The 25,651-nt window shown below is 53.1% G+C and carries 24 protein-coding genes; 14 read left to right on the forward strand and 10 right to left on the reverse strand.

The annotated features are described in order from the left end of the window. Window positions 1-218 precede the first annotated feature (218 nt). From NEA10_RS05220 to NEA10_RS05230, 3 genes are all read left to right on the forward strand, one after another. Window positions 219-1,211, forward strand: coding sequence for a cytochrome c oxidase subunit II (locus tag NEA10_RS05220; RefSeq protein WP_252664198.1), 993 nt, complete (start codon window positions 219-221; stop codon window positions 1,209-1,211). A 43-nt stretch (window positions 1,212-1,254) separates the two neighbouring features. After that, window positions 1,255-2,919: a cytochrome c oxidase subunit I gene (gene ctaD, locus NEA10_RS05225; protein WP_252664199.1), complete on the forward strand. Its 1,665-nt coding sequence runs from the start codon at window positions 1,255-1,257 to the stop codon at window positions 2,917-2,919. A 97-nt stretch (window positions 2,920-3,016) separates the two neighbouring features. Then, window positions 3,017-3,637 carry a cytochrome c oxidase subunit 3 gene (locus tag NEA10_RS05230; protein ID WP_252664200.1) on the forward strand — a complete coding sequence of 207 codons (621 nt, stop codon included), beginning with the start codon at window positions 3,017-3,019 and terminating at the stop codon, window positions 3,635-3,637. Between the two features lie 151 nt (window positions 3,638-3,788). Here the strand turns inward: NEA10_RS05230 and cobI are convergent, their stop codons facing one another. Genes cobI through cobG form a run of 3 tightly spaced genes read right to left on the reverse strand, consistent with a single transcriptional unit; the run spans window position 3,789 to window position 6,594 of the window. Then, complete coding sequence (cobI, locus tag NEA10_RS05235) at window positions 3,789-4,493, reverse strand: precorrin-2 C(20)-methyltransferase (protein ID WP_252664201.1); 705 nt, start codon at window positions 4,491-4,493, stop codon at window positions 3,789-3,791. Then, window positions 4,490-5,119 (reverse strand): precorrin-8X methylmutase, encoded by a 630-nt coding sequence (locus NEA10_RS05240; RefSeq protein ID WP_252664202.1) that lies wholly within the window; start codon window positions 5,117-5,119, stop codon window positions 4,490-4,492. Before NEA10_RS05240 ends, cobI begins: the two co-directional genes overlap by 4 nt. Further along, window positions 5,116-6,594, reverse strand: coding sequence for a precorrin-3B synthase (gene cobG, locus NEA10_RS05245; protein WP_252664203.1), 1,479 nt, complete (start codon window positions 6,592-6,594; stop codon window positions 5,116-5,118). The genes NEA10_RS05240 and cobG overlap by 4 nt, the downstream gene beginning before the upstream one ends. A 272-nt stretch (window positions 6,595-6,866) precedes the next feature. Between cobG and cbiE the strand changes: the two genes are divergently transcribed. Then, window positions 6,867-8,078, forward strand: a complete 1,212-nt coding sequence (cbiE, locus tag NEA10_RS05250; protein ID WP_252664204.1) for a precorrin-6y C5,15-methyltransferase (decarboxylating) subunit CbiE — start codon at window positions 6,867-6,869, stop codon at window positions 8,076-8,078. Window positions 8,079-8,255: 177 nt separating this feature from the next. On the opposite strand, the gene NEA10_RS05255 is transcribed toward cbiE, so the two are convergent. After that, window positions 8,256-8,999 (reverse strand): cobalt-precorrin-6A reductase, encoded by a 744-nt coding sequence (locus tag NEA10_RS05255; RefSeq protein WP_252664205.1) that lies wholly within the window; start codon window positions 8,997-8,999, stop codon window positions 8,256-8,258. A gap of 64 nt (window positions 9,000-9,063) precedes the next feature. Between NEA10_RS05255 and NEA10_RS05260 the strand changes: the two genes are divergently transcribed. The 3 genes from NEA10_RS05260 (at window position 9,064) to NEA10_RS05270 (ending at window position 13,201) form a co-directional block, all read left to right on the forward strand. Beyond that, window positions 9,064-9,897 carry a segregation/condensation protein A gene (locus tag NEA10_RS05260; RefSeq protein WP_252664206.1) on the forward strand — a complete coding sequence of 278 codons (834 nt, stop codon included), beginning with the start codon at window positions 9,064-9,066 and terminating at the stop codon, window positions 9,895-9,897. A gap of 110 nt (window positions 9,898-10,007) precedes the next feature. Then, window positions 10,008-11,201 carry a nucleotidyltransferase family protein gene (locus tag NEA10_RS05265; protein ID WP_252664207.1) on the forward strand — a complete coding sequence of 398 codons (1,194 nt, stop codon included), beginning with the start codon at window positions 10,008-10,010 and terminating at the stop codon, window positions 11,199-11,201. Window positions 11,202-11,269: 68 nt separating this feature from the next. Next, window positions 11,270-13,201 (forward strand): S9 family peptidase, encoded by a 1,932-nt coding sequence (locus tag NEA10_RS05270; RefSeq protein ID WP_252664208.1) that lies wholly within the window; start codon window positions 11,270-11,272, stop codon window positions 13,199-13,201. Between the two features lie 25 nt (window positions 13,202-13,226). On the opposite strand, the gene crtB is transcribed toward NEA10_RS05270, so the two are convergent. The 3 genes from crtB to NEA10_RS05285 form a co-directional block, all read right to left on the reverse strand. Next, window positions 13,227-14,120, reverse strand: a complete 894-nt coding sequence (crtB, locus tag NEA10_RS05275) for a cyanoexosortase B (protein WP_252664209.1) — start codon at window positions 14,118-14,120, stop codon at window positions 13,227-13,229. 56 nt (window positions 14,121-14,176) lie between these two features. Continuing rightward, window positions 14,177-15,322 (reverse strand): DegT/DnrJ/EryC1/StrS family aminotransferase, encoded by a 1,146-nt coding sequence (locus tag NEA10_RS05280; protein ID WP_252664210.1) that lies wholly within the window; start codon window positions 15,320-15,322, stop codon window positions 14,177-14,179. A 214-nt stretch (window positions 15,323-15,536) separates the two neighbouring features. Further along, window positions 15,537-16,463 carry an SGNH/GDSL hydrolase family protein gene (locus NEA10_RS05285; protein ID WP_252664211.1) on the reverse strand — a complete coding sequence of 309 codons (927 nt, stop codon included), beginning with the start codon at window positions 16,461-16,463 and terminating at the stop codon, window positions 15,537-15,539. Window positions 16,464-16,773: 310 nt separating this feature from the next. On the opposite strand from NEA10_RS05285, the gene btpA reads away from it, so the two are divergent. The 3 genes from btpA (at window position 16,774) to argJ (ending at window position 19,926) form a co-directional block, all read left to right on the forward strand. Further along, the gene (gene btpA, locus NEA10_RS05290) at window positions 16,774-17,628 is read left to right on the forward strand and encodes a photosystem I biogenesis protein BtpA (protein ID WP_252664212.1); all 855 of its coding nucleotides are present in this window, start codon (window positions 16,774-16,776) and stop codon (window positions 17,626-17,628) included. A 21-nt stretch (window positions 17,629-17,649) separates the two neighbouring features. Further along, window positions 17,650-18,597: a vitamin K epoxide reductase family protein gene (locus NEA10_RS05295; RefSeq protein WP_252664213.1), complete on the forward strand. Its 948-nt coding sequence runs from the start codon at window positions 17,650-17,652 to the stop codon at window positions 18,595-18,597. 87 nt (window positions 18,598-18,684) lie between these two features. After that, window positions 18,685-19,926 (forward strand): bifunctional ornithine acetyltransferase/N-acetylglutamate synthase, encoded by a 1,242-nt coding sequence (gene argJ / locus NEA10_RS05300; RefSeq protein WP_252664214.1) that lies wholly within the window; start codon window positions 18,685-18,687, stop codon window positions 19,924-19,926. A 21-nt stretch (window positions 19,927-19,947) separates the two neighbouring features. Here argJ and NEA10_RS05305 read toward each other — a convergent pair whose 3' ends face one another. Further along, the gene (locus NEA10_RS05305) at window positions 19,948-20,739 is read right to left on the reverse strand and encodes a DUF2135 domain-containing protein (protein ID WP_252664215.1); all 792 of its coding nucleotides are present in this window, start codon (window positions 20,737-20,739) and stop codon (window positions 19,948-19,950) included. Window positions 20,740-20,787: 48 nt separating this feature from the next. Next, entirely contained in the window at window positions 20,788-21,447 is a 660-nt protein-coding gene (locus NEA10_RS05310; protein ID WP_252664216.1) for an SDR family oxidoreductase, read from the reverse strand. A 180-nt stretch (window positions 21,448-21,627) separates the two neighbouring features. On the opposite strand from NEA10_RS05310, the gene NEA10_RS05315 reads away from it, so the two are divergent. After that, complete coding sequence (locus NEA10_RS05315) at window positions 21,628-22,338, forward strand: DUF1997 domain-containing protein (protein ID WP_252664217.1); 711 nt, start codon at window positions 21,628-21,630, stop codon at window positions 22,336-22,338. A 314-nt stretch (window positions 22,339-22,652) separates the two neighbouring features. Here the strand turns inward: NEA10_RS05315 and NEA10_RS05320 are convergent, their stop codons facing one another. Continuing rightward, entirely contained in the window at window positions 22,653-22,985 is a 333-nt protein-coding gene (locus NEA10_RS05320; protein ID WP_252664218.1) for an STAS domain-containing protein, read from the reverse strand. Window positions 22,986-23,343: 358 nt separating this feature from the next. Here NEA10_RS05320 and NEA10_RS05325 point away from each other — a divergent pair, with 358 nt between their 5' ends. The 3 genes from NEA10_RS05325 to NEA10_RS05335 all read left to right on the forward strand — a co-directional run bounded on the left by NEA10_RS05325 (window position 23,344) and on the right by NEA10_RS05335 (window position 25,633). Then, window positions 23,344-23,538, forward strand: a complete 195-nt coding sequence (locus tag NEA10_RS05325) for a hypothetical protein (protein ID WP_252664219.1) — start codon at window positions 23,344-23,346, stop codon at window positions 23,536-23,538. A 324-nt stretch (window positions 23,539-23,862) separates the two neighbouring features. Then, a complete protein-coding gene (locus NEA10_RS05330; RefSeq protein WP_252664220.1) occupies window positions 23,863-24,372 on the forward strand; it encodes a hypothetical protein in 510 nt (169 codons plus the stop codon). Between the two features lie 133 nt (window positions 24,373-24,505). Beyond that, window positions 24,506-25,633 carry an ABC transporter ATP-binding protein gene (locus NEA10_RS05335; protein WP_252664221.1) on the forward strand — a complete coding sequence of 376 codons (1,128 nt, stop codon included), beginning with the start codon at window positions 24,506-24,508 and terminating at the stop codon, window positions 25,631-25,633. Window positions 25,634-25,651: the final 18 nt, after the last annotated feature.

The following is a 25,651-nucleotide window of genomic DNA, read 5'->3' on the forward strand; positions in this document are numbered from 1 at the left end:
ACTTTTAGAAATGTTTTAGATTAGGCAAAACCTTGAGAAATCTCCAGTTTAGTTTGTAACATTTCTTTACAAAGTTAGGGGGCGATCGCAGATTGAGGAAAAAAACCTAAAGATTTGGCAAATCTGCGACAGCTTGTCAAAACCTGTTTTACCGTATAAAGAGATGACACGCCCTAACCCGAGCAGATTTACCCCACGTTAGCCCGATTTATCGAACTGTGAAACTACCCACATCCATTACGACCCTAATCGCCGGCATTCTGGTGACCCTAATCAGCCTCTGGTATGGACAAAACCATGGCTGGATGCCCGAGGCCGCATCGCGAGAAGCCCCTCTCGTGGATAATCTCTTCAATGTCATGATGACCATTGCCACGGCCTTGTTCTTACTCATCCAAGGGGCACTCATCATCTCCATCATCAAATTCCGTCAAAAACCTGGAGATAACACCGATGGCCCCCCTCAAGAAGGGGATATCGGTCTAGAAATCGTCTGGACCGCCATTCCCGTGGTCATCGTCATGGTCTTATCCATTTATAGCTTCGAGGTTTACAACGAAATGGGGGGACTTGATCCCGCCGCCTCCAAAGATCCCGGTCCCCAGAAAACTGCCGTTGTCCCCGGAACCGCCATGGCCGCCACCCTCCCCGGCCAGGAGAAACTAGCTTTGGGAGTCGGAGTCCCGCCTAACCTACAGGGAAACAACGCCATCGTCAACGTGGATGTCTTGGGACTGCAATATGCTTGGATTTTCACTTATCCCGATAGCGGTGTCGTCTCCGGCGAACTCCATGTTCCCACCGGCCAAAACGTGAAACTCAACATTGTCGCCCAAGATGTCATCCATGCCGTCTGGATTCCCCAATTCCGACTCAAACAAGATGCCATTCCCGGCCGGGATACCCAGCTTCGCTTTAAGCCGGAAGTCGCTGGAACCTATCCCCTCATCTGTGCTGAACTCTGTGGAGCCTACCATGGTGCCATGCGGACTCAAGTGATTGTGCATACCCCCGAGGAGTATGACGAGTGGCTACAGTCGCAAATTGCCGCCAAAGAACAGGGAGATGGACTCACCATCGCTCAAATTATGGCTGACAACGACAACCGCTTAGCCCGACATACCCAAGATTGGAACATCTCCCCCGAGGCGATCGCCGCCTTACAAGAGATGCCCCATTCCCTAGATTCCCATCATCTGCAACATCTTTAAGCCTCCTCACATCTGTCGCAAGATTTGACCTTAACCCCTTGATATGACAAGCACTTCCGTCGAACCCAAAACTTCCCCACCGGAACCCGAACGGCATTGGAAAGACTTTTTCGGGTTTAGTACCGATCACAAAGTCATCGGCATCCAATACTTTGTCACCAGCTTCTTCTTCTATCTCGTCGCTGGACTCATGGCCACCAGCATTCGTCTGGAACTGGCCACCCCCGAACCGGACTTCTTGGGGGCCGAGAACTATAACGGCGTTCTCACCCTCCATGGAACCATGATGATTTTCCTGTGGATTGTCCCCACAGGAGCCGCCTTTGCCAACTATCTAATTCCCTTGATGATTGGGGCCAAGGACATGGCCTTCCCCGTCCTCAATGGCATTGCCTTTTGGCTGGTTCCCCCCGGCGGGGTTCTCTTGCTAACCAGTTTAGTCATCAACCAGCCTCCCGTCGCCGGTTGGACCTCCTACCCCCCCCTGAGTCTCGTCAGTGGCGAGGTAGGTGAGATGATGTGGATTCTCAGTATTCTGCTCTTTGGAACCTCCTCCATTCTCGGTGGGATTAACTTCGTCACCACCATCTTCAAAATGCGAGTGAAGGAGATGTCTCTCTACGACATGCCCTTATTCTGCTGGTCGATGTTGGCCACATCTCTGTTGATTCTCGTCTCCACCCCCGTCTTGGCTGGGGCCCTGATTCTGCTGAGTTTCGACCTCATCGCCGGAACCGCCTTTTTCAATCCCACCGGCGGCGGCGATCCCATCGTCTACCAGCATATGTTCTGGTTCTACTCCCACCCGGCGGTCTATATTATGATTCTGCCGGTGTTCGGTCTCATCTCTGATATTCTGCCCGTCCATGCCCGCAAGCCGATTTTTGGCTATAAGGCGATCGCCTACTCCAGTATCGCCATTGCCTTCCTCGGCAACATCGTCTGGGCCCACCATATGTTTACCAGTGGGACCCCCGGCTGGTTGCGGGTGTTCTTTATGGCCGCCACAATGGTCATCGCCGTTCCCACTGGCATTAAAGTCTTCAGTTGGGTGGCTACAGTTTGGGGCGGTAAACTGCGTCTCAACTCCGCCATGCTGTTTGCGATGGGGTTTGTCTCCATGTTCCTAGTGGGGGGCTTAAGTGGTGTCATGGTGGCATCCGTTCCCTTTGATATCCATGTTCACGATACCTATTTCATCGTCGCCCACTTCCACTATGTTCTCTTTGGCGGCAGTGTGTTCGGCATCTTCGCCGGAATTTACCACTGGTTCCCCAAAATGGTGGGGCGGATGATGAATGAAACCTGGGGTAAAGTTCACTTTGTCCTGACCTTCATTGGCTTTAACTTAGCCTTCTTCCCCATGCACATCCTCGGATTGCAAGGGATGCCTCGCCGGGTGGTGCAATATGACCCCTCTCTGACGACCTTAAACCAAGTTTGTACCGTAGGTTCCCTAATTTTGGCGGTGTCCACCCTACCCTTTTTGGTCAATGCGGCCTGGAGTTGGTTTAAAGGGCCCGTGGCCGGAGCCAATCCTTGGAATGCTTTAACCTTAGAGTGGCAAACCAGTTCTCCGCCGATTATCGAAAACTTCGAGGAAGAACCGGTGTTGTGGTCAGGTCCTTATGACTATGGGGTTGACCGCGAACGGGATGATGAGCAGTCCGTCTCTGAGTTACTGGCTGAAGTCAAGGCTCAGATGTAGGGGCGAAAAATTTTTCGCCCCTGCCAAACACCCCCGAAGATTCGGCTTTGGGGGATGTTCTGGCAATTGCAGAACTTGTCCTCACAGAATTTGACTTATGCAAAGTTCCACTGCCGATACGGCTCAAAATACCCTCGCAACGGCATCTCATACTGAGGCGGGACATCATGGAGACCATCCCGATCATCGCATTTTCGGGCTTTATATGTTCCTCTTTGCCGAGGCGATGATTTTCTTAGGTCTGTTTGCGGCCTATTTGACCTTTCGCTCGGTGGCTCAAGTTTGGCCGCCTCAGGGAACACCGGAGTTGGAGTTGTTGTTACCCACGGTTAACACGGTGATTCTGGTGTCCAGTAGTTTTGTGATGAACCGAGGGAACAAGGCGATTCGCAATAATGATGTGAAGGGGTTACGCCTCTGGTTTGCGATTACGGCGGCCATGGGATTAGTATTTCTGTTTGGCCAGGGCTATGAATATTTTACCAATGAGTTCGGTCTCACGGATAATCTCTTTACCAGTACCTTTTATGTCCTGACCGGATTCCACGGCTTGCACGTGACCTTTGGTTTAGGTCTGATTTTAGTGGTTCTGGGGCGATCGCTCAAGGCAGGACGCTATACCAGTGAGAGCCACTTTGGCCCGGAAGCGGCTGAGTTGTACTGGCACTTTGTTGATATTGTTTGGATTGTCTTGTTTGCTATTCTCTATCTCTTTTAGATGAGTCGGCTCATTGACACCCGGTGTCCAACAGACACCGAGTGTCTTGGCCTCAGCGGTGAATCCAGCTACATCTGGCTCAACTTGGGTCCGAGGGCCAGAAACCGAGTGTCTCCAAGACACCCGGTTTCTTAATTGGCTTTAATCGGCTTTAACGGGGTTGCGTCTGACTGGGAATGAGAATCAAGGCCCAGTAGGTGGCCTCCTCGGGGTTCAAGTCCTGAATGGGGATAATACGCTGGCTGGGTTGGGTGGCCCGTTCAATATAGAGGGCCCGTTCTAAAAGTCCCAACTCCCCTAAAATGTCGCGAACTTTGCTGAAATGTCGCCCCAGTTTAATGATAACAGCGGCATCGACTCCCTGAAGGCGATCGCGCAATTGGTCAGCCTCCAATGTCGCCGGCATAATACTCAAAACATCATTGCGGAAGGTAATCGGAACTCCCAACATCGCCGCACTAGCAAAGGTTGAGGAAATCCCCGGAACCACCTCTGTGGGAAAACGCGGGGCCAGTCGTTGAAACAGATACATAAAACTGCCATACAACATCGGTTCCCCTTCACACAACACCGCCACATCCCGTCCAGCACTCAAATGTGCGGCAATTTTCTCCGCCCCCAAATCATAATAGGGTTGAGACGATCGCTGCACACTAAACGGTAACGGCATGGGAATTTCTTGCTGCTCCGGGCGAATAAAATCAGCAACAATTGCCCGAGCTAATGCCTTCCCATTTTCTAAAGTCGGATAAGCAATCACCGGAACCGACGTTAAAATTCGATGAGCTTTTAGAGTTAATAATTCCGGGTCACCCGGACCAATTCCCAAGCCATAGAGTCGTCCCACCTCGCTCATAATTCAGTCTCCTTGGCTAATGCGTTCACAGCAGCAGCGGCGATCGCACTGCCACCCCGTCGTCCTTGTAAGGTGATAAAGGGAACCCCAAACTCGCCTCGGGCCAGTTCAGCCTTCGACTCAGCGGCCCCCACAAAACCCACCGGAAACCCTAAAATCAAAGCCGGTTTCTCAACCCCCATCTGCAACAATTCCAATAAATAAAACAACGCCGTCGGCGCATTACCAATCACCACCACAGACCCCCCCAAATGGGGTTTCCATAACTCCAACGCCGCCGCCGATCGCGTATTACCAATCTGCTGGGCCAACTGGGGAACCTGAGCCTCTCGCAAGGTACAAATCACCGCATTCTCCGCTGGAAGCCGGGCCCGAGTCACCCCATGAGCTACCATCTGAGAGTCGCACAAAATCGGCGCTCCCTGAGCCAAGGCCTGCCGTCCCACCTGAACCGCTCCCTCAGATGCCTGCAAATCCGCCACAATATCGGTCATTCCACAGGCGTGAATCAAGCGAACGGCAACCTGAGCCAAATCGGCGGGCAACGTCTCTAACGCCGCCTCAGCCCGGATAGTGGCAAAGGATTGTTTATAGATTTCCTGACCGTCACGGATATAATCCATCATCGTAGCGACTCCCGAACCGGAACCCCCGCTTCATCGAGCCGTCGCACCCAATCACTCAGGGACTCATCCCGGTCATGACGTTGCTCTTTATAGGACTGCAACAGTCGGGCAATCACCCTAGAGAGGTCGTCGGTAGCCACGGGTCCCAGGTCATAGTTCCAGGAATCCTGACCATCTCCTAAATAGAGGTTGTAGGTATCAAGAGAGAGTCCTAAGAGGGTTATCTCCGCCGGGCCCGGTTGAGCGCAAGATTTAGGACAAGCGGTGAGATGAATCGTCACCGGCCGGCCTAACCCCAACTGTTGCGGTAGGTCTTGCAGAAGACGCTGGGCCTCAACTTGAGTGGTACTGGCGGCCGCTGAACAACCGGGTTTTCCCGTACAGGCGGCGATCGCCCAATCCGGGGCCTCCCCTGACAATCCCAACCCCTGCAACCGCTCTAACACCTTCTCCACCTGTTCCTCGCGGATATTGGCGATAATCAGGCTCTGCCAAGGGGTTAAGCGCAAGGGTCCCTGGCCAAACTCAGCCACGATATCGAGAACCCCCTGCAACTGGGCCAGGGTTAACTGTCCCAAGGGCAAATCGACGCCAACATAGGCTAAACCGGGTTGTCGTTGTGGGTGGACTCCTAAATGAGCGCCGCCAACAGCCGTAGGGGCGAAAAATTTTTTGCCCCTACTGAGAGGGAAGGCTTCTGGAAGGGGTTGGGGGAGATAGCCATCCACCTGTTGCAGATACTGTTCCAGTCCCCAATCCGCTAATAAATGTTTGAGGCGGGGCCTACGGCCCGGCTGAGGCAGGGGTGCGGCTTGCTTGAGATAATCCAGATAGGCCTGGCTAAGAGCGGCGACGGCCTCCACTCCCTGTTCAACGGGAATTAAGCGTCCACTGTCATAGAGCTGTTTCCCCGCTGCGAAAGCTAAGTGAAAATAGGGGCTAAGCTCCCCGTGAGTCTCCTCTAGGGTCACTAGGGAGAGTTGAATCTCGTTATAGCGATATTCCCAGGGGAGGGGTGAGCGAGTGCCAATGGCCACGGACCCACCGCCATCAAGGCCGATGCTAAACTTAGCCGGTAGAGCCGCTAAGTGGGGAGAGTGTTGGATATAGTGGTCTAACGCCCGCACCCAGGGACGAGTATCGAGACGTTCCTGGACATCAATTCCCGCCGTGGGACTGGCCATAATGTTGCGTAGATGATCCAACTCTGGGAGACGGGCCCCTAAGCCGAGACATTGAAGCTGGGCGAACACTTGGGGATTGGGGGCGCTAGCGAGCGATCGCAGTTGCAGATTCCCCCGGTTCGTCACCTGCACGCTCTCGCAGTCCCAGTCCTCTAGCCACTGGGCGATCGCCCGTCCCTGAGATACACTAAGCTGTCCCCCAGGGGTGCGGATACGAAGGATAAATCCATCTTGGGCCCGGGTTCCATAGAACAGTCCCGGACAGGGGTTGGCATCGATAATCCAATTCACAATCAGGTTCCTTCTCTGTGCGACGCAGAGAATTGACAGGTCTCGGCTCAGGGCCGGCTTGATGTTGGTGTTCTGACTTGTGGGTGCAAGACGAGCTGGAAAGCACCCCATTACAGTTGCGGCACAGTCCCGGACTCTAACCGGAGTTTCCCAACAATCAATCTCCCCATTTTAGCAGAGGAGGACCCCTTCATGAGACAGTACCGTGGGGACGAACCTTTCAGTGAATGAAACATCTGTCGTCCTAGGATTGAGGAATGAGGTGCGTGGGTATGACCGGCCCGAAGAAATGGTTAGCGGTAATTGGTATTGGCGAGGAGGGCCAGGCTGGACTGAGTGCAGCGGCGCGATCGCTCTTGGAACAGGCTCAAATTCTGGTGGGGGGCCGGCGACATTTGGGATTTTTAGACGAGGGCGATCGCCGAGAACGCCTGGTTTGGGAATCCCCCCTGCAAAAGACCATTGACACTATCCTCCAGCGTCGTGGCCAACGAGTCTGTGTTTTAGCGACAGGTGACCCAATGTGGTACGGGATTGGGGCCACCCTAGCGCGTCAGATTCCCTTAGAGGAGATGACCCTGATTCCCGCGCCGTCCGCCTTTAGTCTCGCCTGTAGCCGCCTGGGTTGGCCCCTAGCGGATGTGGATACCCTCAGCCTCTGTGGACGACCGGCGGATTTGTTACTGGGCTATCTTTATCCAGGAGTGCGTTTGTTGCTGTTGAGTGGCGATCGCCAAACCCCCGTCATCGTGGCTCAACGCTTGACGGAGGCGGGATTTGGCGAGAGTCAGATGACGGTTTTAGAACGGATGGGGTCCCCGGAGGAACGTTTAATTCAGGGACCGGCCGCGACCTGGGCCCATGAGGATTTAGCCAATTTAAACACCATCGCCATTGAGGTTCGGGGAGAGAATCAACAACGCCGTTGTGTTCCCGGACTTCCCGATGGGGCCTATTGTCATGACGGCCAACTGACCAAACGAGAAATCCGTGCCGTAACCCTTTCCAGTCTAGCCCCCCAACCGGGACAACTCCTCTGGGATGTGGGGGCCGGCTGTGGGTCAATTAGTATTGAATGGCTCAGGAGCGATCGCCGCTGTCGGGCGATCGCCATCGAATCCCATCCCCAACGCCGACAGTATCTAGCCGATAATGCGGCGGCTTTAGGAGTCCCTTATTTAGAGATTGTGGCGGGAAAAGCACCAGACGTTTTAGCGGATTTACCACAACCCCATTGCATTTTTATTGGCGGTGGACTGACCACTCCCAAGGTATTAGAAACCTGTTGGCAGGCCTTACCCCCAGGAGGTCGTTTAGTGGTGAATGCTGTTACCGTTGAGAGTGAACAAACGCTCTTCCAAGCCCAGCAACTCTGGGGGGGAGAGTTGACCCGAATTGCCATTCAACGGGCGCAACCCCTCGGTCGCTTCCTCAGTTGGAAGGCAATGGCCCCCGTCACGCAATGGTCAGTTTGGAAGGAGTGATAAAGAAAGAAAATTCAGGGCAGGTTGCATCTCGTAGGGGCGAAAAATCCCCTCCTGGGAGGGGTAGGGGTGGGTTCTTCTGATAAAATCAGAGGCAACTCATGCCCCTACAATTTTTTATTTGACGCCAAAAGTGACGCCATAATAACTATCAAAAAAACATTGAAACATGAATCTTCAAAGACCATCCAACCAAGTTAAAACCTGCTGAATATCGCTAACCGTCTCCATCTCCGGCATAGTTGGACGTTGAACCATCACCACCGGAATCCCGATCTCTCGTGCCGCCACCAGTTTGGCATAGGTGGCCTCGCCGCCACTATTTTTACTAACGATCGCCCCGATTTGATAGGTTCGCAACAGCGATCGCTCATCCTCCAGAGAAAAGGGTCCCCGGGCCAAGAGAATCTCCCCCGGAGGAATGGCCGTCGTCTGCTGGGGGGGGTCAATCATCCGCATCAGGAACCAAAGCTGCTGCAACGAGGCAAAGGTGGCTAACTCCTGACGGCCAATGGTCAAAAACACCCGCTGAGCCACCTCTGGCAAGCATTCAGCCGCCTCAGCGTTACTGGAGACCGACCGCCAACAGTCCCCAGGCTGAGGCACCCAGGGGGGACGAGAGAGGCGCAAATGGGGAATCCCCACCTCTCGCGCCGCCAATAAGGCATGAATTGAGATTTGAGCCGCAAAGGGATGAGTGGCATCAATCAGGGCCTCAATCCCCTGGTCCTGGAGATAGTCTCGTAACCCGGATACCCCGCCAAAGCCGCCGAAGCGAGTATTAGCGATAGGGGGGTCCGGTCGACGGGTGCGGCCCGCTAGGGAGGCGATCGCCTGGACATCGGACCGTTGCGAGGCCTGATAGGCTAAATGTCGCCCTTCTGTTGTCCCCACCAAAATCAAAATTGGCTTTTTCGTCATGTAATCGTGACAGAGTCCTGAAACTTCCTAGAATAGACCGTTAGCTGTTGATACCGGATTGGATGTGACCCCTTCTCTTGCCCAAGATGCCATTGAACTGCTCCTAGATCTCGCCGAACGGGGTGAAATTGACCCCTGGGATGTGCAGGTGATTGATGTCATTGACCGTCACCTGAGCCAACTGGCCCCCAGTCTCTCCCCTGGAGGAATTCCCTATGAAGCGGATTTATCCCGTTCCGGTCAAGCCTTCCTCTACGCCTCCATGTTATTACTCCTCAAAGCCGATACCCTAGTTCGCGCTCCCCTAGAGGAGGAACCGGAAACCTTACAGGAAGACCTATGGCTAGGATCCGAGGGGGACTCTCAACAGTTGTCCCTCCCCTTCCGCCTGGAAACCCAACTGCAACGGCGGGCCGTGGCTCCCCCCCTGCGGAAACGTCCCGTGAGTTTGGGGGAAATGATTGCTCAACTCGAAACCATCGCCGAGCAATTTAAAGATGACCCCCTAGAAGGGCGATCGCGCCGTCGCCGCAAAACCCCAAAACGTCAGACCGCCGAAGAAATTGGGCAACTGGCCCATGAAGAAAACCTCACCGAAACCGCCGCCGACATCGAAGCCTTCCTGCTGGCGAACTGGGACACCATCGCGGAGGGAGAAAGCTGGGTTAGCTTTGAGCGCCTCCTAGAACGATGGACCCCCGCCTCAGAACAGCACCATAGCCTCGCTGAACATCAAGTAGCCGTGTTTTGGGCATTGCTACTTCTAGCATCTCAGTCTAAAGTGGAACTTTTCCAAGCACAGTTCTATCGAGATATTCAAATTAAATTAAGCGTCCGTCCGGCCGATTGTCCCGAAAATCGCCTCCCTCAAGGCGATCGCCCCGGGAAGAATGCCTGACATCGGTTTTTTCCTCGGCGATCGTGTCGTATAGTGAGAAAGAAATCGGCATCCGCATCGGCAGATCCATCAAACTAGCCAGTTGACCAAGGGTTGGAACAGAGAAATTCATGAAAGCGATGATTCTAGCGGCGGGAAAAGGTACCCGCGTGCGCCCGATTACCTATACCATTCCCAAACCCATGATCCCCATCCTGCAAAAGCCAGTGATGGAATTTCTTGTGGATCTGCTACGCCAGAACGGCTTTGACCAAATTATGGTGAACGTCAGCCACCTGGCCAACGAAATCGAGAACTACTTTCGGGACGGACAGCGGTTCGGCGTCCAAATTGGGTATTCCTTTGAGGGCAAAATCACCGCCGATGGGGAACTGGTGGGTAAGGCTCTCGGTTCCGCTGGGGGGATGAAACGGATTCAAGACTTTTATCCCTTCTTCGATGATACCTTTGTCGTCCTCTGTGGGGATGCTCTGATTGACTTGGATATCAGTGAGGCCGTGGCCTGGCACCGTAAAAAGGGGTCAGTGGCGACTGTGATTCTTAAGCCAGTTCCCAAAGAGGAGGTTTCGAGTTACGGGGTTGTGGTCACCGACGAGGATGGCCGGGTTAAAGCCTTCCAGGAAAAACCGGAGGTGGATGAAGCCTTAAGCAACAATATCAACACCGGGATTTATATCTTTGAGCCAGAGGTCTTTGACTATATCCCCTCGGCCACAGAATTTGATATCGGTGGTGATTTATTCCCCAAGCTCGTGGAAATAGGAGCGCCCTTTTATGGCTTGAGTATGGATTTCCAATGGGTCGATATTGGGCGTGTGCCCGATTACTGGCAGGCCATTCGCACGGTTCTGCAGGGAGAGGTTCGCAATGTCGATATTCCTGGCCGAGAAGTTGCCCCAGGGATTTATACGGGCCTGAATGTGGTTGTCAACTGGGATAAGGTGGATATTAAAGGCCCGGTTTACATTGGCTCAATGACACGCATTGAGGATGGGGTCAAAATTATTGGACCGACTGCCATTGGTTCAAGTTGTCGGATTGGGGCCAATGCCACGGTGGACAATAGTGTCATCTTTGACTACTCCCGGCTTGGACGAGGCATTCGCTTGGTGGATAAATTGGTCTTTGGGCGCTACTGCGTCGATCGCCTTGGTAACACCATTGATGTCCAGGCGGCGGCGCTGGATTGGCTGATTACCGATGCTCGCCAAGATCCCCCCTCCCGTGTTCCTAGAGAACATCAGGCGATCGCTGAACTTCTTGGAGGTGACGGCAATGCCTTAATTTCCAATGATGATGATTGAGTAAATCCCCACCTCACCCCGATCGTTTCCACGTCCGCTTTACGAAAAATTTACCCCCGAGGCTCGCCATGACTCCTTCCCTGAAGCAAAAAGCTCCGTATGGTGCTTGGAAATCTCCGATTACAGCTGATCTGATTGTCTCGGAAAGTATCGGCTTGGGGGGAATTGCCTCTGATGGAGAGCACCTCTATTGGCTCGAAAGTCGTCCGTCAGAAGGGGGACGGACGGTTCTGGTGCGTCGTCAAGCCAATGGCACCGTTGAGGATGTAACCCCTCAAGGGTATAACGTCCGTAATCGTGTTCATGAGTATGGCGGCGCAGCGTTTACGGTGGCTGAGGGGGAGGTCTATTTTTCCAATTACCAGGATGGACGTTTGTATCACCAAGTCCCGGGTGGAGAACCGCAGGCCCTCACCCCCGAGGGAGCGTTTCGTTATGCGGATTTTCAGGTGGATGGCGGGCGATCGCGCCTAATTGGGGTGCGTGAGGATCACTCCGGTGAGGGTGAACCCCAAAATACGATTGTGGCCATCGGCTTTGATGGCTCGGTGGAGGTGCTAGTATCCGGAAGTGATTTTTATGCTTCCCCACGGTTGAGTCCTGATGGCCAACTCTTAACTTGGCTGAGTTGGAATCATCCCAATCTCCCCTGGGATGGAACTGAGTTATGGGTAGCCCAGGTGACGGAAAACGGACGTTTGACGGCTCCTCGGAAGGTGACCGGAGGGGAAAATGAGTCGGTCTTCTCTCCTCAATGGTCTCCCGATGGAATTTTACATTTCGCCAGCGATCGCGCCAGTTGGTGGAATCTCTATCGCTGGACTCAAAATGGGGTGGAACCAATGTTTCCCCTTAATGCGGAGTTTGCCACGCCGCAATGGGTGTTTGGTATGTCCACCTACACCTTCCTCAGTGCGGAACGGCTTGTTTGTACCTATACTCAGCGGGGACTCTGGCAGTTGGCAACCCTCAACCCCAAAAGCCGACGGCTGCAAAATCTGGAAACCCCTTACACTCAAATTTCTGCCTTAACTGCTCATGGCGATCGCCTAGCGTTCCTGGGGGGGTCGGCGACGCTTCCCAGTGCATTTCTGTTGATGGATCTCGATGGGGGTGAGGTGGATGTATTACGCCGGTCCACCGAACTCAATATTGATCCGGGGTATTTGTCTGAACCCCAACCGATTGAATTTCCCACGGAAGATGGGGCCACGGCCTATGGCTTCTTCTACCCGCCCCAAAACCAGGATTATGACCCCTTAGAGACTGAAAAACCGCCTCTACTGGTCAAAAGTCATGGTGGCCCCACAGCAGCTGCATCGAGTGCTTTGCGGCTCTCGGTTCAATATTGGACCAGTCGTGGCTTTGCCTTTTTGGATGTCAACTATCGCGGCAGTACTGGCTTTGGCCGAGAGTATCGCCAAGCCTTAGATGGACAATGGGGCATTGCCGATGTGGCGGATTGCGCCAATGGGGCCAAGTTTCTCGCCGAGCAAGGTTGGGTGGATGACGATCGCCTGGCAATTACCGGAAGCAGTGCCGGGGGCTATACCACCCTGGCCGCCCTCACCTTTGGGGATACCTTTAAAGCCGGTGCTAGTTACTATGGCATTAGTGATTTGGAAGCCTTAGCAACGGATACTCACAAGTTTGAGTCCCGCTATTTAGACCGTTTGGTAGGTAAATATCCTGAGGAAAAAGAACGCTATGTGGCGCGATCGCCCATTCATTTTACTGAGCGTCTCTCCTGTCCTGTGATTTTCTTCCAAGGATTAGACGATAAAGTGGTTCCTCCCAATCAAGCAGAACGGATGGTCGAGGCCCTACGAGAGAAAGGACTCCCGGTGGCCTATGTTCCCTTCGCAGGAGAGTCCCATGGCTTTCGTCAAGGGGCCAATATCAAACGGGCCTTAGAGGCGGAGTTTTACTTCTATTCCCGAGTCTTCGGCTATGAACCGGCTGAGATGATTGAACCGGTAGAAATTGCGAATTTAAACTAATGACCCCAGACGGCTGGCTCTTCCTCTAAACGGATTCAATGGTTCCGGTTCCCGAGAGGGCATCTCGCAGTTTTTCTAAGCCAATGAGGGTTGGAACTAAGGCCAATAACATCAACGCCGATACCATATCCCCACCCCAGCCTTCATGGAGCCAATCAAACAGTTCATCCTGTCCTTGACCATGGAAGAGGGTTAAAAAGGTGTTGCGGAAAATATTAGTCACCACGCTAATCAGAACGCCCGAGAACAAAAAGGCGACCACCGTTTTACGGAACCTTAGCGCTCCCGTCCAATAGAGCAGCATCAGGGCGACATAAAGCGTGGTAAAGAGCATTTTGAAGCCAGCACAGTGGGGGGCAACCTCCACAATCCGACCACCGACATAGATGAAAATTTCTTGAACGGTGACATCAAATCCCCATTGAGTGAGGATAAAGCCAGCAGTTCCGGCAATAAAGCTTTGCAGTGGATAGGAGAAGGGGGCAATTAAATAAGGGATGTCGGTAGGAGTTGCCAGGAGCACTAAAAGCCAGGGAATACTTAATAGTTTCATCCCAGGAACTCCTTTGAGACCAAAGCACAGTCCTGATAAGAGGATGGGTAAGGAAAGGCTAACGAGATCAGGAGCGCCACTGATGTAAAATACTGCTGCCAAGCCCAGAAGCACAGCCCCAAAAGGGTTAAACTGGTCAGGGAGTTCTTGCCATTGATGCCGTTTTTCCCAAACAATATAGGCGGCAAATGGTAAACCAATCACCCCATGACTGTAGTATTCATGTTCTAGGCTAATTGTTTTATTGAGCCAGCCGTCATACCAATGAATAATTAGCGGTAAATAGAGAACTGCCAACAAAACAACCACCATCAGTTCTGTGGAATGTCGGTGTAGTGTTGATTTAAGTTGAGGTTGTAAAGTCATAGATTTAAGAGCGGTTTGGAGGTGTTGCCATGACGGGACGCGGAGGACCATTCCGGTTAGGTCAAGGCTGAGAGTTCGGTTTTAAGGGCATAAACGACTCGTTCGATATCGGCGTCGGTTATGCCGGGATACATGGGTAGGGAAAGAATCTGCTCGCTGAGGGCTTCTGAGACGGGGAAATCACCTGCACTATACCCCAGGTTACGATAGGCCGGTTGCAGGTGGCAGGGGATGGGATAGTGAATCCCGGTTTGAATCCCTTGTTTCTCTAGGGCATTGCTGAGGCGATCGCGATCGCACTGAGGATTGTTGACCCGAATCACGTAGAGATGATAGACATGACCCGAGCCGCAGTCATTACGCATGGGGGTAATCCCCTGGTCTGCTAGAGGTGCGAGTAGGCGATCATAGGTTTGCCCGGCCTGGTTGCGCTGTTGGTTCCAATGGGCCAGGTGGGGCAATTTGACGTTGAGAATTGTGCCTTGCAGGGTATCGAGGCGGCTATTGGTTCCTCGATAGACATGAACATATTTCTTGGGAGCGCCATAGTTCCGCAGCGATCGCACTCGCTCGGCTACCTCGGCATGATTGGTGACAACTATACCCCCATTACCAGCAGTCCCTAGATTTTTACTGGGGTAGAAACTAAAGGCGGCAGCCATCCCCACGGAACCCGCCGTTTCCCCGTCCCGTTGCCCGAGATGGGCCTGGGCGGCATCTTCAAAGAGAATCAGATTATGACTCGTGGCGATTTCCCGTAGTTTTTGGGGAGACACCAGTTGTCCATAGAGATGAACCGGTAAAACGGCACGAGTACGCGGGGTAATTGCCTGTTCAACGGCATCGAGATCCATCAAGGCCGTCTGCGGATCACAGTCGACCAAGACGGGGATTGCATCCGCATGTAATACCCCAATCACCGTTGCAATAAAGGTATTCGCTGGGACAATGACTTCATCCCCTGGGCCAATGCCGCAGGCCTGCAGGCCTAGGGCGATCGCATCGGTTCCACAGGCCACGCCAATCCCATGGGCCACGCCACAAGCTTGGGCGAAGGCTGTTTCAAACTCACGAACCGCCTGCCCTAAAATGAAATCACCTCGTTCCAAGACTTGGGCCACGGCCGCATCCAGTTCGGCCTGAATGGGCTGGTGCAGAGAATGCAGGTCTACGAAGGGAATTGGGGTTGGATCTGACGTCATTATAGAATGGAGTAAAGAACGGAGGCTGATTTTTATACTTTAGCTTGGTTATTCCAGCGATCGCCCCAGCTTTAGGGAAACTTCATAGAATCTTCACAGTAGAATCAGTGTTTTTTAAGGGGTTGTTGTCCCTCTTTGAAGATGCAAAGTTCTTGATTTTTAGGGTTGTAAGCCAGGTTAACTTATTATTCAGTAAACCCATTCATGGAGCGGTTTATAGGGTTTTGTGAAGTCGTAAACGGAGTAGCTCAGTTAGAATATGGTTGCCAGAAGCATTAAAGTGAATGGTATCGCGATACAAAGTTCCCGGATTATCAAGTCCGTTTAAGGTGAATAAGACATCCACATAGTGAACACTGCGCTCTTTAAGATAATTTGCCAAGCGTTCTCGGGCTTTCTGTTCATAGGGGCGGGGTCCCGGCTCTCCTAACTCCCGTTTTAAAGGAGTTAACAGCACCAGTACCTCTACATTTTGGGCTTGTAACGCATCACAAAGTTGACCAATAGCCTCTAAATTCTTCTGAATGACATCCCCATCCTGCTGCTCGATTTCTGCTAACTCGGGAATCTCCGCCGGCGGGAGAAAGCGACTCATGAGTTCAACCCAAGCCAGGGGAGGGCGTTTATTGGGATAACTGCGATCGCGCCCCACCACCACTGAAGTCGGTGGACGGGAAAATAAGTCATCGGTGTTCAGCAATAACACCACCTCAGCCGCCCCAAAAATGCCAAACTTACGGACATATTCCCATTGATTGCGGGGGCCCCAGGAGTTGGCGGAGGCATTCAAGACCTCCACTGGCTGCTCGGACGTTTCTAGGCGTTCCTGTAACTGGGCAGAAATGGTGTTTGCATCATCAGTCCACCAGCCCCCATTGGCAATGGAATCTCCCAACAGCAAAATGCGGCGCGTCTCAGGGGCAGGCTCCGCCGTGATCTCCGGCCCTCGTAGGGAAAACTGGTTGACCGTAATACGATTGCCCAAGCGACGGGTGCGTTGATTGGGGGCCAGACGATAACCGATGCTGTCATCAGCCACATAGAGCAGTGGGTTGCCAAAACCCAAACACCAGCGGAGTCCCAACTCTGAGGCGATCGCCGCCACCAGAATGAGAAGAATGAGAAGTTTTAAGACGTTCACGGGTAGTTTTGGAGTGATTCGGGGACAGATCTAGGGGTTTACGTTGCCATGGATTGGGGCTGGATTCTAGTATAGGCGCTCATTTAACCGTCTCTTAACCCCCAACGTAGGACGGCGATCGCGGGTAAAGAATCCCGGGCAGTCCGAGAACTGCAACGAACAAACGGTATAGTTGATCTGGGACAGGGTGGCAGTGATGTCCCCCATCCGTCTGGCTCAATGCCTGGGATGGCGATTGGCCCCGGGGAAAGAGATTTCCCCGTTTAGAGTCAGCCTCCCCCGACCAATCAAGTCCGAGATTAGCAAAAACGTGGACTTCAAGCAGATTTTCCCAACCTCAAACCCAATTATCGGAGTTGTACACCTACTTCCCTTGCCCTCCTCGCCCCGCTGGGGGGGGAATCTGAAGACGGTCATCGATCGCGCTGAACGAGAAGCGGCTGCACTGGCCGCTGGGGGGGTCGATGGCATGATTGTCGAGAACTTCTTTGATTCTCCCTTCACTAACGGACAAGTCGATCCGGTCGTGGTCAGTGCTATGACCGTTATTGTAGAGCGCTTGATGGGCTTAGTCACGGTTCCCATTGGCGTCAATGTCTTGCGCAATGATGCCCGTAGCAGTTTGGCGATCGCCAGTTGTGTCGGGGCTAAGTTCATTCGGGTCAATGTTTTGACCGGTGTGATGGCAACGGATCAGGGCATCATCGAAGGTTGTGCCCATGATTTGATGCGCTATCGTCGGGAACTCGGCAGTGAGGTGCAAATTCTGGCCGATGTCCTGGTCAAACATGCCTATCCCCTCGGCAGTCCCAGCCTGAGTCTCACGGTCCGGGAAACCCTGGAACGAGGCTTAGCTGATGGGGTTATTCTCTCGGGAGTAGCCACGGGAATCCCCCCGACTCTTGAGGATTTAGAGGCGGCCAAACGGTCCGCTGGCTCGAAACCCGTCTTGATTGGCAGCGGCGCCACATGGGAGAATATCCCCCATTTGATGAAGGCAGCAGATGGGGCGATTGTGTCGAGTTCCCTGAAACGACATGGCCAGATCCACGAACCCATTGACCCCATCCGAGTGACGCAGTTTGTAGAAGCCGTGCAAGCCCAACCCCCAGAGGAAACAACGGCTAGCGTCAATAGTCGAACCTTAAATAAAGTGCGATCGTAAGTTGTAGAGGAGAACCACATCATGACTCGTCGATCTTCCCAACCTCGGTTTTCCCCCTGGTCTCGCCCTCTGATGGGGGCGATCGCTGCCTTGGGAGTCCTGGAAACTAGCATGTTAACCGTTGTGAAGCTGACGGATAGGGTCGAGGCAATTTGTCCGACGCAAGGCTGTAATCAGGTGCTTAACAGTGCCTATGGGACGGTCTTCGGGCTACCCCTAACCCTCTTGGGGGTCCTGGGCTATGGAGTAATGCTGTTCTTGGCCTTGGCCCCCTATGGAATTAGCCGCGATCGCGATCGCAACGGACATGACCGCCTCGATCGCCTCACCGGCTGGGGACTCTTAGCTGGAGGCAGTATGATGGCCGCCTTTAGTGGCTATCTGATGACTATTCTGGTTGGGGAGCTCCATGAATTTTGCCCCTACTGTCTCCTCTCAGCCCTCTTGTCCTTTAGTTTATTTGGCTTAGCTGCCTTTAGCCAAACCTGGGAGGATGAAGGACAACCCTTCTTTACCAGTTTTATCCTGATAGCGGTCACCGTAGTGGGAGTGACCGGACTCTATGCCAATGCTGAGCCCACTGTAGCTGCGACCCCAGCTCAGATAGCCGAGGGCGGACAGAAAGCTCCCCCCATCACCACCGAATCAGGCCCCGCAGAAATTGCCCTGGCAAACCATTTAACAGATATTGGTGCCCGTGGCTTTGGAGCCTACTGGTGTCCCCATTGTTATAGCCAGAAACAATTATTTGGCGCCGAAGCCTTTGAGAAGCTGACCTATCTCGAATGTGATGCCAATGGCTATCAGGCTCAGCCTCAAGCCTGTCAGGCGGCGGGAGTGCGGGCCTATCCAACCTGGGAGATTAATGGACAACTGTATGAAGGAACCCGTGAGTTACGGGAGTTGGCCCGGTTATCCGGCTATGAGGGAGATCGGGATTTTCGTCATTCAATTCGTAGTGTCCGTTAAGGCCTCTTGACCAGATAGGAGATTAGGAGACAGAGACTGATATAATCCCGTTTCAGATAAGACTGTTTAAGTTGGGGGCCAGACATCGTGACACAGTGGCAAGAAATTTCCGGGGCCGTGACCGCACCTCGGGGCTATCAGGCAGCAGGACTTGCAGCGGGATTAAAACCCTCCGGGGCGAAGGACTTGGCGCTGATTTATTCTGAGGTGGATGCGATCGCCGCCGGGGTCTTTACTCAAACCCAAGTGCGGGCCGCTTGTGTGGATTATTGCCGCCAACAGTTGCAGCGCAAAGCCAGTGCCCGGGCCATCCTCTGCAATGCCGGCCAAGCCAACGCGGCTACCGGAGAAGGTGGCTGGGAGGATGTGCGGGAAAGTGCCCAACTGCTGTCTCAGTCCTTAGGGATTCCGGGAGATGCAGTGTTGTTGGCCTCGACGGGGGTGATTGGACAACGGATTAAAATGGATGCCCTGCGTGACGGGGTTCCTAAGATTGTCTCTCAACTCTCCCACAGCGGCGGTGATGAGGCGGCGGCTGCCATTATCACCACGGATTTAGTGACCAAATCCATTGCCTTAGAAGCGCAATTTGGCGATCGCACCGTGCGTATGGGGGGGATTTGTAAAGGCTCTGGTATGATTCACCCCAATATGGCCACAATGTTGGGCTTTATTACCTGTGATGCCGTGGTCTCCTCGCAACTGTGGCAGGCGATGCTCGCTCGGGCGGTGGATAAGAGCTTTAATCAAATTACCGTCGATGGGGATACCAGCACCAATGATACGGTGATTGCCCTGGCCAATGGTCAATCTCGGACTCCAGCGATTGTCCGGGAGGGGCCCGAGGCCCAAAAATTAGAAGCCATGTTAACCGCCGTCTGTCAGCATTTGGCCAAGGCGATCGCCCGGGATGGGGAAGGGGCCACCTGTTTGATGGAAGTCTCCGTCAACGGGGCTGAGAGTGATGCCGATGCTCGTCAAATTGCCCGCACCATTGCCGGTTCCTCCCTGGTGAAATCTGCTATTTTTGGACGAGATCCCAACTGGGGGCGTATCGCGGCGGCCGCTGGACGAGCTGGGGTCACCTTTAATCAAGAGCAATTGCGGATTAAACTGGGGGAATTTCAACTCATGGATGGTGGACAGCCTCTCCCCTTCGATCGCGCAGCAGCGAGCGCCTATCTACGGGAGAAGGCGGATGGGGAGTATCTCAAAACGGATACCGTGGCCATTTCCGTCACCACCGGCACAGGCCCCGGCAAGGGCATGGCTTGGGGCTGTGATTTAAGTTATGACTATGTCCGCATCAACGCCGAATACACCACCTAGACCTTGAGGGATTGAGGTCAATCAGGGAAAGACAAACTCAAAAGATTGACTTGGGGATTGGTCACTGACCGTCCCCGTTTCGGTTTGGGTATCTCCGTTTAGGGTGATGGACAACTCAAAGGGAATGGGATTGCGACTGTCGTTGCAGCGCGTAAACAGGGAGACTGTGGCAACATATCTACCCTCGGGGGCATTGCCCGAGTTCCAAAAGATGTTTTCTACAGGGTTTTGGAATCTGGACATACAGCCGGCGTTGGAGTCCACATCGAGTTGTCCCCCCGAGGGACTGGAAGGCTCGGCAAAAAAGATGGTGTCTCCGTTGGGATCTCTGACGGCTAAATCTAAGTCATCAATGGTATTCCAACGAAGGGTAACCTGCACATCCCCGCTTCCTAAAACGGGGTCTCCACTGGCTTGGGTATTCTCCACTGATGGGCCGTTGAATCCCAAGAGTTGCCGGGCATTGCTGTAATATTGGGCCCAATCCGAGAGTTGGGGATTGCGACGCCAGAGATCCCGCCGCACATCAACGGAGAGTAGGGGAGTCGTCAAGCCGCCATGTTCTCCCATAACCACCAAGGAGACATCCCCCACCACCACATCCGCATTAAACGTCCGTTGAATTTCCTCCTGGGCGATGGTTTCTGCCCTTGTGAGTAAATCCTGAAACCCCTCCCCCCGTCGGGGACTGAGGGTGACCGTGAGCCGTTCCGTGGCCGCATGAACGGGAAGGGGAGGGGTCAGAAGAGGCAGGGTGACCGTCCCCAAGAGCAACAGACTGACGAGTCCTGGCAGGGATTTTAAGTAGAGCACGGGTTTAAGCCTGGGATAGATCATAATGAAGGTGAGGACTGGCGGACTCTAGGCAACGCCCGCAAACAGTTGAGCAATGTCACAAGGGGGAGCATCCTTGTTGGTGACAATTTCCAGAATCTTGTTGCGAGCATCCGGGGAGAACAAGGCTTCGACACAGACGCGAGCCACTTTTTGGCGAGGGATGTTGCCTTCGGAAAGGGAGTCAGCGGATCTCATGATAATCGGGGCTGGGGTATCTTCATTTTTTAAGCCCCCAGGCCGGACAATGGTGTAGGTCAGACCACTTTTACGTAATGCCTCTTCTGCTTGTTTTTTCCAGTACAAGACGAGCCAAAACAGGTTTAGGGGATGGAAAATTTCTGAGGTACAGAGGGAACTGACGAGAACAAACTGCTCAATATTGGCGCTTTGGGCAGCCTGAATTAGGTTTTGTGTGCCTTGGTAGTCGACCTTGTAAGGACCGGTGGGATCGAGGCTAGGACGTGCGCCGGTGGCACAGAGAAGGGTTGTACAATCCCCGAGGGCTTCTGTCAGGGATGAGGCATCTAGGACATCTCCCGCCACCAGTTCAGCTGGGTGGGGCAGTATCTCCCGAGCGCGATCAAGGTTGCGGACGAAGGCTCGCACGGGGATATCTCGTTGAACTAGCTCTTGGACGATATGACGTCCTGTTTCTCCGGTGGCTCCAGCGACAAATGCTTTCACGGTTTCTTAGTACAATTGAAAGGTCAGAAACAGCAGTACTGTTGCCATCTTAGCGAATTTCGTCAAAGTTCCGAGATATTACTCATTGCAGATACAGATGAACAGGCTAAGCTAGGGGGTGAGGACTGGTGAATTGTTCTTTAGGAGCAGTCTCGCCGAACAGTAAAGGACTTTTGAACGATGCAGTCGTCTGCTAACTCCCACTTCACGAACGCTCAAGATACCTCGCTTTGTCCAGGGGATGCACCAGCCAATCGTCAAACTGGCGATCGCCTCTACTGGTTTTATACTCAGTTTGAGGGGGTGATGGAGATGTATGCTGAGGCCGATGCCGTCAGTAACTATCTCGATGTTCATCAGGAGTGGTTCCGCCGCTGTGCGGCTCCGATGCAGGTGACCCCTTTGGGGGTCAATGGTTATGATTTGACGATTGGTAAGTTTGGGGCGTTAGGCTACTATGTGGAGCCAAAAATTGGCTTGGAGTTAGTTCCTCAGCGCGATCGGATCTATCGTATTGAAACGATTCCCATTCCTAACTACACTCCCCCTGGCTATGATGTGGAGTTTCGGGCGACACAGGTTTTAGAACCCTTGGCCTTGGAGGAGTTGGAGCATCCTGGATATCCGATTACTCGGGTGAGTTGGGAGTTAGATTTAAATGTAGGGGTTGTTTTCCCTAAGTTTATTCGCTCACTGTCTCCAAATTTAATTCAACGGACGGGCGATCGCCTAATTAAGCAAATTGTTAAACAGGTCTCGCGCCGCTTAACCTGTAAGGTGCAAGAGGACTTTCATGATCAGCTCGGCTGTGAGGCTTTAAATCAATATCATCACCTCAGAAAAACTCGCACTAGCTTTGCCTGTTTTCCCAAAGCCTCTCAGGAGTCTTAGGTCAGCAGCGGTCGTCGCCCCCAGCAGCCCTAAGGCTGCTGGTTCTTACGCCAAAACACAGCCGAAGGTAGAAAACCTCCGGCTGTGGGTCATATAAAACCTGGGGATTATGGGTAGAGACCCCAGTTAACAAGCGCCAGAACAGTGTCCACTTAGGGATGCTGACGGTCTCCTCGGGAAAGCCTGGACTGACCTGGGTGGGGACTTGTGTGGGGAACTGTCCTGGGGAAATTTGGATGCACGCAGGGGTTACAAATGTTCAGTGATTCGATCAGTCGGAATCGTGATCGGGTCAAGATGGTTGGACTCAACCTTTAGGCGGTTGCCTCAACAGCGGCGGAACTTTCTAGCATATTAAAGACGCGATCGAGTTGAGTTAACTCAAAGATGATGCGAATGGCCGGAGAGACGGCACAGAGAGCAAACTCGATGTTGATGCGTTGAGCGAGTTTCAGGGCCGAGACCAAGGCCATCAGTCCAGCACTATCGAGGGACTGAGTCTGTTCCATGTCAACGACAACCATAGGAGCCGTTTGAGCCGCCACCGCTGAGGTCAGTTGTTCACGGACTTGTTCCGCGTTCGCAGCGTTAAGATGTCCTTCGAGGCGGATGACGGTCACGTTGGGGGCTTGAGTTGCGGTGTGCATGGCTATATCTGAATCCAAAAACTAATTTCGCTTGTATGGTCTTAAAGGTACGCCATTTCTCCAGCAGGTCGCCAGGGAAAAAGCCGAAGTTTGCGGAATCTTTGTTTTTCTACCCCTTATGTGAAGATTTGAGAAAGTTCCCGGAGAAAAAGGTATCTATAACTACCAATTGAAACAGGCCTATGCCATACTGGTAGCGGTAAACGCCGTGATGTCGTCTCAAGTTACGGCTTGACTTCTGGACGCTCAACTCTTTTTTCGATGCAGTGACACAGATCACTTACAAGACAGGTTTGCGATCGCATGGCTGGGCTAAGTTTCGACGGATGATAAGACTCATAGAATTACCTGGATGATCATGAAAGCATCAGCGGCAATCCGTCATCTTGTAGAAAAGGTCCTTTATATTAAACGGTTAACTCCCGATCTGGAGAACCAAATCAACGCCGAGTTGACTCGTATGGGCTATGTCTCCGATGTGGACTATGAAGCTCTAGAACTGCTCATGGACCATATGGATCGAGGCCTAATCCAGCTCGTCTCGAACCCCTAACTACAAAATCTTGCTCCTAAACGCTCTCGTTTCCTAACCTCACTGACATCTCTTTGAGCCTAGCATCTACCGCTTCTCCAGAGTCTGAAGGTCTCCCCGATGTCAATCTCAACCGTAGCAGACTCGTTTCAGGGTGTTGGTCTGCTTCGTTAACCCGTCATTTCCCGTCCATTCTTAATCTGGATACAGGTGGTCACATCAGGATCATGAGGCTTTGGCGATCGCCTCGTGGTCCGTTTGTCATGTCAATGCGATCGTAGAATCGAGTCAGGCTGCCTCACCAGTCAACGCGAGATTCACCCAAGATTAATCCGACCCCCATTTATGACCTACGATTTACAAGAGCAAATCCTTTCCCTACAACGGACGATTCAACGCCTCGAAAAAGAACGTCGTGATTTGGCCGTGCAGCCCCTTCTCCCCCCTGAGGATGCTTCCCCTGATGCTATCGTCGAGGCCTATCGCCGCCAGGCCCGCGCCAGTGCTGAGCAAGCGGCAGAACTTAAAGGGATTGACGACGCCATCAGTGCCTTACAACTCCAATTACGACAGAAACGGGCCCTGGTGGGTCATTACCGGGAACAGCAACGGGACCCCCTTCAGGAAGAAATTGAGCAAGCTAAAGCCAAAGCCGAACATTATGCCGAGCGCATTAACGAGCTTAGCGGCGAACTGATGGGAGAAGTCCGGGCCCTGAAAGAGATTGCCGACCAACTCAGTCCCCTGTACTGGCAGTATGAGGGGAAACCCTTTATCACCGGCTTCAAGCGCGTCACCGTTCCCCATGTGCGCTCCGATGGTGCCGTTTGGAATGTTGTCAATCGGGTGGTTTAGTGGGGAGTCTGTGAGACACAGGGGAAGTAACGCTATCCTAGAATCTTGGATAGGTTGAGTTCTAATGGGATAGAACGGAATCCCGAGTCCTGATGCTGCGACCCCCCCATCGACGCTTAAAGATGCTGAAACCATGATCGAAGTTGAACAACTCCATAAACACTACGGAAGTACCCAAGCCATCAAAGATGTGAGTTTTTCCGTTGAGAAAGGGGAAATTCTCGGCTTTTTGGGGCCCAACGGTGCCGGAAAAACGACGACTATGCGGATCTTGACGGGATATCTCCCGGCGAGTTCCGGCACAGCGCGTGTTGCTGGATTTGATGTCCATGAACAGTCGATGGATGTGCGTCAGCACATTGGTTATTTGCCCGAGACACCGCCTCTGTACGGGGAAATGACTGTTGAGGGGTTTCTGCATTTTGTGGCGCGAATTAAGGGGGTTTCAGCGGGCGATCGCCCCAAACGGGTGGATGTCTCGATTCAACAATGTGGCCTGAGCGATCGGCGCAAAAACCTGATCCGCAAACTCTCCAAAGGCTATCGACAACGGGTTGGGATTGCTCAGGCGATCGTCCATGATCCTCCCGTCATCATCCTTGATGAACCCACCGTCGGCCTCGATCCTCGGCAAATTATCGAAGTCCGCAACCTCATCAAATCCCTGGCTGGAAATCACACCATTATTCTCTCGACTCACATCCTCCCGGAAGTGAGTATGACCTGTAGTCAGGTGGCGATTATCAATCGTGGTCAACTCGTGGCTACAGATCGTCTAGATAACCTCATGGAACATCTCACCGGCGGCACCTACTACGATATCGAAGTCGGTGGCGGAGTAGATGGAGTCGAAACCGCCATTGGCTCTTATCTCGGCTATCTTCCCAACCTGCGATCGGTCGATCCCCTCCCCCGGACTGATCTCCCTGAAGACCGCTATCGCTTCCGCATCAACGTCGAACCCGGTTCCGAACCCGGTTCCGAAATCGCCAAGGCCATCCTAGAGGGGAAATTAAACCTCTATGAAATGCGTCGCAGCCGTGCCAGTCTTGAAGATGTCTTCTTGCAACTGACCACGGAAGAAAAGATCGCCGCTCCTGTTCCTGATGAGAACGCCGACGCCGACACCGGGGTAGACATCGATACACAGGTCGTCGATGCCGACGTTGAGCCAGAGGTGGCGGAAGAACCTAGGGAAGAAACCCCAGACCCTCACGAGTCCGAGACCACTCCAGACGCGAATCGCCAATCCGATGGCTAAGCCCTTGTTCTCATTAAC

This window comes from Phormidium yuhuli AB48, assembly GCF_023983615.1.
Lineage (GTDB): Bacteria > Cyanobacteriota > Cyanobacteriia > Cyanobacteriales > Geitlerinemataceae > Sodalinema > Sodalinema yuhuli.